Origin of the sequence: Mesorhizobium sp. M2A.F.Ca.ET.042.01.1.1 (assembly GCF_003997405.1) — a bacterium.
GTDB lineage: Bacteria > Pseudomonadota > Alphaproteobacteria > Rhizobiales > Rhizobiaceae > Mesorhizobium.
Genome location: NZ_RZRX01000279.1, coordinates 1 through 7,789, shown reverse-complemented (window position 1 = coordinate 7,789; position 7,789 = coordinate 1). Strand labels below are relative to the sequence as shown.

Genomic DNA, 7,789 nt, shown 5'->3' with positions numbered 1-7,789 from the left:
GTCACTGACTGGGCTGCAGGACACGGACCGCTTCGTGTCGCTGCTGTCTGCGATTTCGGGCGCGGCGGTACCGGCCCGCGTGCGCCGGCGCCGGGCGCAATTGCAGGACGCGATGCTCGACGGACATTTCCATTTCGGCGGCAAGAAAATTGCCATCGCTGCCGAACCAGACCAGCTGTTCCAACTTGCGACCTTCTTTGCTGGCCTCGGCTCCGAGATAGCCGCGGCCGTCACAACGACCGACAGGTCTAAAATTCTCGAGAAAGTCCCGGCGGTTTCGGTTCAGATCGGCGATCTCGGCGATCTGGAAAGTCTTGCCGTCGGTGCTGACCTGCTTGTCACGCATTCGCACGGGCGCCAAGCATCGGAGCGGCTCCGAATTCCGCTCATGCGCATCGGGTTCCCGGTCTTCGATCGACTAGGCAGCCAGCACAAGCTCGCAATTCTCTATCAGGGCACCCGCGACATGATCTTCGAGGTCGCCAGCATCTTCCAGGCCAACCAACACGCGCCCACTCCTGAGGCGCTTGATCCACTCCGTAATCGAGAAATATCACGATGAACGCTGTTCGCCGCCTCTCGCTGGTCAGTAGTGAGGTTTTCGCCCCGATGCCTGAACGACGTAAGGGCGCATTGCGCGTTGCGATCGCCACTCAGGACATGCAGGACCTCAACGCCCATTTCGGGTCGGCCAGGCGCTTTGCTGTCTACGACGTGACGCGCGAGGAATGGAATCTCGTAGAAGCCGTGGCCTTCGATGACGTGTCCGATGAAAGCGGGGAGCATCGGGCCGAGCGCGATGATCGCATCACGCCAAAGGTGGATGCGCTCAAGGGCTGTCAGATCCTGTTTTGTCTGGCAATTGGCGGCCCTTCGGCAGCCAAGCTTGTCGCGGCAAAAATCCACCCGATCAAAGTGGCGGAGCCCCAATCGATCCCACAGGTGCTCTTGCGCACGCAGATGATGCTCAGGACGTGTCCTCCGCCTTGGCTGCGCAAGGTGCTGGCGCGAGCGGGCATTGCCGAAAAGAAACCGTCCTTCGAGGACGAGGACTGAAAAGAGGAGGACGCCAATGCCTGACCCCGCAATCCCCCCAGCTGTCGCCGAAGACGAGGCGGCTCTTTGCACCCCGTTCGTCAAATGCCTCGTGCGGCTGATCCGTTCTCAGGATTCCTATGGCTCGTGGGAACGCAAAGCGGACGCTGAGCTGCTGGGCGACTTCATCATTACCAAGGAACAGCGCCGAGGGATCCCAATCATCGGAGATCCCGATCCCGACGTGCTGTGGAGGCTCGACAAGTACTACGCCGCCATCGGGCTTGCGATCGAGGAGCGCTGCGGCCTTATGGCATCGCCGATGATCCAGGTGAGCCATGAGGGTTTTGGTCGGGTGCTTTTCACGACCGGACGGCTGGTCGTTTTGTCCAAAACGCTGCGCGATGTCCACCGGTTTGGCTTCGAGACGCTCCTGAAGCTCGCCACGGCCGGTACGAAGCTGGTCGACGATGCGATTTCAGTCATCGAAACCTTTCCCCACGTGGCGCTGGCATGATGGGCGCGATTTTCGAGAAAGGCCATCATGACGGACCCGAGAAACTATGTTGGCCAGTCCCCTCGATCCAGGGACTCGAGGCCGACCAGGTTGTTGGGGTATCGCCGATGAAGAAGCCGCTGGTCCTGATCTGCTCGCAAGATGCCGAGTTCTATCTGCTCTACAGCCACATACTGGAGGTTGACGGTTTCAGCAGTGAGACGGCAGACGGCGCGAAGGCTGCGCTGGCCTTGGCCGAACAACGGGAGCTTCAGGCCGTAGTGCTGGATTGCGACCCAGCCAGCATAAACGGGTCCGCAATTTGCGCCCACCTCAAGCGGGAACCGCGCACCACCGACCTGCCTATCATCGCCCTGATCGCGCCTGGCGCCGAGCACCAGCACCTCGATCTCTTGAAGGCAGGCGTTGAGAGCTTTGTGCGGCCGGTGGCTCCGGCCAAGCTGCTCGACTGCCTGCGGGCGAGGCTCGGGCTGACCAAGCGTGGTCCGAACGGGGTTGAAAACGACAGTTGGATTTGTTGTGGAGGCCTGGAGATGAAGCTCGATGCCCATCGGGTTCGCGGTAATGGCCACGACATCCATCTCGGACGGATCGATTTCAACGTGCTGCGGCTTATGATTGAGGCCCCCGGCAAGGTCTTCAGCCGGGACGAGCTTATCGGGGCGGCCTGGCTGCCCAACATTCATGTCGGTGCACGCACCGTCGATGTCCATATCAGCCGAATCAGGAGGGCGCTGAAAACGGCCTTGCCCGGCAGCGTCATTCGCACCGTCAGGTCGGCCGGCTACTCGCTCGAGAAGCCGGACGACTGAAATCGGTGATCGAACGTGGTGCCGCTCTCTCTTCCTCCTGAGAGCGGTGTTGCCGCTTTGAGGCGCTCCTAACGAAGACCAGGAGAAGCAGGCAAATGGAATTTAAAAGCATATTCAGTGTGACGGGTGCTGATCATTCTGATGAGGACCTCACAACAGCTGCCGGACTGTGTGCCGAGGTCGGCGCGCACCTATCGGTACTCATTATACCGCCTCCATTGCTCTTGATGTTGTCTCCGCCCCCCGAATGGAATACAGGACGTGCACAGGCAATTGCAGTACCGAACTATCGATTTCAGCAAATCGAGAAATTTTCACAGGACGTGACCAGAATGGAAAGACGGTCCGCGGATATCCTCAAAAGGCTGAAAGCTATGTCGCTTTCCTGTGACGTTGACACCGACTATTGCGATCCGGCTAGCCTCGGTGAAGTGGCACGACAGCGGGCGCTCTGCGCTGACCTGACGATCGTTGGAGGAGACCTCCTCAACGATGAGACTCTCGGACCTCCTGTTGTCAACGGCTGCTTGTTCGATAGCGGAAAGCCGGTGCTCATCGTGCCGAAGGGCGTTAAGGCGACGCTGTCGCCTCGACGCGTGCTGGTCGGCTGGGATTCGCGTGTAGAGGCCTCGCGTGCGGTTCGGGAAGCTCTTAGTATCCTATCCGCTGCCAAGGAAGTCTGTGTCGCTATGGTCGATCCAAAGGCGCAAAACAACGGGAAAGGCGCGCAGTCTGGAGCTGACATCGCTGCCTATCTTACTCGGCACGGTGCTCGGGTCTCCGTTGACCTGCTTAAGAGCGCCGGCAAATCGGCGGGCACAGTGCTGACCCAGCACGCGAACGACATCTGTGCTGACATGATGGTTATGGGTGCTTATGGCAGCCGTGGGCTGCGTGAGCGGATTTTCGGCGGTCCGCCGAGCTGGAGCTTTGGGAAGACCACATTGCCGCTGTTTTTGGCTCGCTGATCAGCTCCGTAGGAACACCGATCAGGTCGTAGGACCGCCAACCAGTCCGAAGTCGTCGTCGGTTACCGGTCGGATTGCGGAGACATGGCTGGATCCGCGAACATCTTGCGACGCTTGTCAGAGCCAAACCGGACGCCTCGACTGCTTCACGACGCTCTCGTGAACCAACTCGTGCGAGATCGTCCGCAACGGGCAGTAAAGACGAACGGCTGCAGCAGACCGCAGCCAAGCCACAGGGCGGGTGTACCAGGAGACCCCGCCTCGTGCGCGAACCCTGTTGGAAGGCCCCTTATCAGTACCCGGACGCGCGTCAAATCGGCGGCTGTCCCTGTCAGCCTGCGGTGTGCAAGGGCCGCTGCCGCGGAGCTTCCCCTGCCCGATCGTCGGGCGTGCGACAATGTCGGATTCCAGACGAGCTGGAACTGCGCGAACTCGTTGGTTTGACAGGTCTTTATCCGGCACGCCGCATGCATGGGAGTCTCCGAAAGCATTAAGAGCCGTTATCCATGGTTACGCCCCTCGAAAGAAAGAGCCGCTTCCGTCGTGGCAGGGAAACAGCCACTCCTGGGGTGGAGGCCGGCGCTAGAAGCCGCCGTAAGATCCGGAAGAGCCGCGCGACAGCATCACACACTTTCCTTCTGCTCTTGGGTTCGGATCACGCCGCGCCGCTGTCGATGCCGCCGACATTGAGCCCAAGACCTGGAAGGCGGCACACGCTTTTGCTGTCCTCTCAGTCGGGACCGCGGCTCAAGCATGCCTGTGAGGTTCGCATTGCTCAATGCCCGGCAATCGACGTCAACATGCCGCTGAGTTGGAAAACACTCCTAGAGGAGTAAGGATAAGTGGACCTCTTTTGTATTGGTGTGGGTGCTGGACCATCTAATTTGAGCCTTGCGTGTCAGATACAGGAAGAGATTGCGCAAGGGGCACTGTTCCTGGACCGGGAGGTCGATTTCCGAGGACATCCAGGCAGCGCTTTCGATTGCGCGGAGCTCCAGGTCGGCCACTTCCAGGATCTGGTTACTCTGGTCAATCCGCGATCAGCCTACACATTCGTAAACTACCTCCACGAGAACGGGCGTCTTTACAATTTCCTCAATGCGCAATTTCACGGGGTGCTTAGAGCCGAGTTCGCCCAATATCTCAACTGGGCGTTCCAGAAGAATCCGCTTGTCCGTGGCGGCGAGGCCGTTCGCGAAATCCGCTTTGACGGCGAGTTTCGCGTGCGGACGGACAACGCGGTCCTTGATGCAAGAAACCTCGTCATCGACATAGGCAAGCAGGCGCAAATTCCGCCTCAGTTTCATGGCTGGACTGGACCCAACCTGTTCCACTCATCTGAGTTGGCCCACATCAATCCTGAGGTGCAAAAAAAGCATGTCTGCGTTGTTGGCGGCGGACAGTCGGGAGCCGAGCTGCTACTGCACCTTGTCGGCCGGCCGAAAGAACGGCGGCCCGCGGCGATCACATGGGTCTTGACGCGCGAGATGCCTTTCGACGACCACGCGTTCACAAACGGGCTGTTCACGCCATGCTTCTCGGATCGTTTTGCTGCGATGAGCGAGGTGCATCGACAGCTGTTCCTGCGGCGTTTCGCGCTTGCCTCCGAGGGCATTTCAGAAAGCAAGTTGCGCGCGGTCTATCAGGCGCTCTACCACCACGCCTTTCTCGAGCCACACCAATGCGAGATCACATTGCGGCCAAGTTGCAACGTGTCGCGCTGCATCAATGCCGGAGCAGGGCACAGGCTCACGCTGCAACGCGGCTTGGACAACATCGGAGAAGTAACCGCCGATATCGTCATCCTGGCCACCGGGTACGAGAAACCGCTGCCGGGTTTCCTAGAACCGATCGCAGATCGCCTCGAACAGATCGGCAATGAGCTCGCCATCGGCGAGGATTTTTCGGTGTACTGGGACGGACCGCGAGACCGACGCCTTTTCGTTCAGAACGCCTGCCTTGGACAGCGCGGGCTGGCTGATCCGAACTTTGGGCTGCTGGCCTGGCGAGCGCGCCGCATCCTTGACAGCCTTCTGCGGCGCGCGCCATGCGCCAATCCCGAGCATCTAGGGTTCATCAACCGTCCCTTGACGGAGTGCTGGCCCGACCTCGGAGTCGAACAAATGGGCAGCGGGATATGATTCGTCGATATTGATGATCGGCGGTGGCATTCAGGAAAGATTTCCGCCTCTGGCGGCAAAAGCGGGACGAGCAATATTCCTACGGCGTCAGATCGCTCTGCTCGCGCTTGAGCAAGGTAGCGTCGCGCGACTCCTGCTTGGCGTGAAACAGCAAAGGGCATTCAATCACGATGCAGCTTTACGTGCTGTCGGGCTCAACGCCACGTGGATCGAGCCCAACGCCGCCGTTGGCAACCGCGACGCGAATTATGACGCCGGGCCACATGCGGCGGTGGCTGCAAGGGTACCGAGCCTCTCCCGCACTTTCGACCCCATCGCCGAAGTGCGACTACTCCAGGACGCCGAAGCCGGTCTTATCGCCAGCGGGCCAGCCAAACTCTCACCTTCCTAAACGGCAGCCGCTAAGGTGAGCCGTCGAAAGCCGACATTCAGGTTAACGTCAGCTGGCCGTGTTAGGGCTCGCTTATTCAAGGCGGTACCGGCGCTTGCCGAAGCTAAGAAGGGTTGGCATGCCCTTTGCCGTGCTTGATGTGCGGCAACACGGTGAGAGCTCCGCTGAAGCAAGCGAGAGGGAGCAATGCCCTCGAGACCGTGTCCGATTTTGACTGGAAAATATTCCGCGACAAAAGAGACGAAAGGTGTGGAATGACTTTGGACACCAAGATGGAACTGCGTATGGGGTCCCCGGCTCCTGCGCTGAAAGTGGAGAACTGGCTGCGTGGCGAGCCCCTCACGAGCCTTCGGCCCGGCAAGGTCTACCTCGTTGAATTTTGGGCGACTTGGTGCCGACCATGTGTCCACGCCATGCCCCATTTGATCGAACTGCAGGAGAAATATAAAGACAGCGGATTTGAGATTATCGGAGTCGCAGCTTGCGAAAAGGCTGCAACCGCGGACGAAGCGCGGACCAACGTGGATGCCTGGCTGACCGAGAAGTTCCCGAATCTGAATTATCGGACAGCGTTCGATTGCACTGGCGAAATGAAAAAGCTCTGGCTGGAACCCAGCTCTTCGTTCGGGATTCCCACCTCGTTCGTGGTCGACCGCGACGGCCACATCGCTTATATCGGCCACCCGGCACCTCTCGATGACGTTTTGCCGAAAGTCCTTAACGGCAGCTGGCGCAGCAGCTATGAAGCGAAAGCCGTCGATGCAAAGCGAATCTCGCGTGTGCGCGAATCGTCGCTGAGTCAGCCGATATACGCCAAACTTGGGCCGGCGATGCAGGACGAGGATTGGGCAGCGGCACTATTGGCCATCGAAGAAGGCCTCGCCGTGATGCCAGACTCTTTTGATTTTCGGCGGGTTCATGCGGATATTCTGCTTCACAAGCTGCGCGACATCAAAACCGGCTTGCCGCTTATGCGCGAATTGGTCGAGGACGCGATCAACAAAAAGTTCGAAGCGATGTCTTGGGTGGTGATGGCGCTGAACCAACTCTTCCATCCCACGATCGACAACTCCCATCTTCCGCATGATGATCGCTTTGCGATGGGCAAGGAGCTCTCCGAACAGATCCTGGAACTTAATCCTCCGCAAGGCGATGGAGACTTTAAATTCGGGTGTTACTTTCCGGTCGCTCAGTATTATTACGAGAGCGGCAACAAGGACCGGGCGATCGAGTTGATCGAGGTGGCAATCAAATCGCTGGACCATTCGGAGCCAGTGCCGGACCAAACCAAACAGCGCTACCTCACCTCGTTGCTCCAAGCCCTGGCCAACTACACGGGTGAGCCTGCCTGTCACGCGGGTCTCTGTGTGGCTCCGCAAAACAAGACTTCCGAAACTCAAAACGCTGTCACTTCCTGAGCAAGGATCGCGAAGGGCATGACAATTGGAATTGAACACCGGCAAATCCGCCCGCCCAGGCGCACTTCGCAGCAATAACGTCGATGCCGCAAAAGTGCGCGGCTTGCGGCAGGTGGAATTTCCATTGCGTTTACCTCGGGTCGAACCGCGGCGCAGGCGTTCGCGCCGCGGTGAAAGGTCTCGCATTGGTGGACGTGCTCGAGGTCGGCCACGGGACACTGTTGCGTGGGATCGGCTCGCCCAAGCCATTCCCCGCCCACGCAAGCGCCCGAACCACACATCGCAGAAAAAGAGATCGTCCTTCAAGAGGAGTACTGAAATTGGGGAAAAGCGAAATTCCTCATGAACCGGTTGGCCCTGCTGTCCACGGGGACGGCGAGGCCCTTGCTTCCCCGTTCGTCAAATGCCTCCTGCGGCTCATTCGTACTCAGGATTCCTTCGGCTTATGGGAAGGCCATTCGGATGCCGAGCTGCTGGCCGAGTTCATCATCACCAAGCAACAGCAAC

At 59.2% G+C, this 7,789-nt stretch carries 8 protein-coding genes and 1 pseudogene; all 9 read left to right on the top strand.

Features of this window, described 5'->3' with window-relative positions:
* A partial coding sequence (locus EOA23_RS29110; protein ID WP_281058771.1) for a nitrogenase component 1 occupies nt 1–562 on the top strand: 562 nt, incomplete at its 5' end.
* On the top strand, nt 559–1,056 hold the full coding sequence (gene nifX, locus EOA23_RS29105; protein WP_063169371.1) for a nitrogen fixation protein NifX: 498 nt from the start codon (nt 559–561) through the stop codon (nt 1,054–1,056). The genes EOA23_RS29110 and nifX, both read left to right, overlap by 4 nt.
* 16 nt (nt 1,057–1,072) lie before the next feature.
* Complete coding sequence (locus EOA23_RS29100; RefSeq protein ID WP_024505267.1) at nt 1,073–1,552, top strand: NifX-associated nitrogen fixation protein; 480 nt, start codon at nt 1,073–1,075, stop codon at nt 1,550–1,552.
* Nucleotides 1,549–2,364 carry a response regulator transcription factor gene (locus EOA23_RS29095; RefSeq protein ID WP_063169370.1) on the top strand — a complete coding sequence of 272 codons (816 nt, stop codon included), beginning with the start codon at nt 1,549–1,551 and terminating at the stop codon, nt 2,362–2,364. The genes EOA23_RS29100 and EOA23_RS29095 overlap by 4 nt, the downstream gene beginning before the upstream one ends.
* A 95-nt stretch (nt 2,365–2,459) precedes the next feature.
* Nucleotides 2,460–3,332 (top strand): universal stress protein, encoded by an 873-nt coding sequence (locus EOA23_RS29090; protein ID WP_126087041.1) that lies wholly within the window; start codon nt 2,460–2,462, stop codon nt 3,330–3,332.
* A gap of 842 nt (nt 3,333–4,174) precedes the next feature.
* The gene (locus EOA23_RS29085; protein WP_063169368.1) at nt 4,175–5,473 is read left to right on the top strand and encodes a SidA/IucD/PvdA family monooxygenase; all 1,299 of its coding nucleotides are present in this window, start codon (nt 4,175–4,177) and stop codon (nt 5,471–5,473) included.
* Between the two features lie 10 nt (nt 5,474–5,483).
* Nucleotides 5,484–5,864: a hypothetical protein gene (locus EOA23_RS29080; protein WP_126080606.1), complete on the top strand. Its 381-nt coding sequence runs from the start codon at nt 5,484–5,486 to the stop codon at nt 5,862–5,864.
* A gap of 272 nt (nt 5,865–6,136) precedes the next feature.
* Nucleotides 6,137–7,282 (top strand): TlpA disulfide reductase family protein, encoded by a 1,146-nt coding sequence (locus tag EOA23_RS29075; protein WP_063170388.1) that lies wholly within the window; start codon nt 6,137–6,139, stop codon nt 7,280–7,282.
* 320 nt (nt 7,283–7,602) lie between these two features.
* A pseudogene (locus EOA23_RS36115) lies at nt 7,603–7,789 on the top strand (hypothetical protein); the annotation flags it as partial.

What these genes read in the sequence shown, in the direction of transcription:
- nifX (WP_063169371.1), top strand. Translation starts at nt 559, where the DNA reads ATGAACGCTGTTCGCCGCCTCTCGCTGGTCAGTAGTGAGGTTTTCGCC.
- EOA23_RS29100 (WP_024505267.1), top strand. Translation starts at nt 1,073, where the DNA reads ATGCCTGACCCCGCAATCCCCCCAGCTGTCGCCGAAGACGAGGCGGCT.
- EOA23_RS29095 (WP_063169370.1), top strand. Translation starts at nt 1,549, where the DNA reads ATGATGGGCGCGATTTTCGAGAAAGGCCATCATGACGGACCCGAGAAA.
- EOA23_RS29090 (WP_126087041.1), top strand. Translation starts at nt 2,460, where the DNA reads ATGGAATTTAAAAGCATATTCAGTGTGACGGGTGCTGATCATTCTGAT.
- EOA23_RS29075 (WP_063170388.1), top strand. Translation starts at nt 6,137, where the DNA reads ATGGAACTGCGTATGGGGTCCCCGGCTCCTGCGCTGAAAGTGGAGAAC.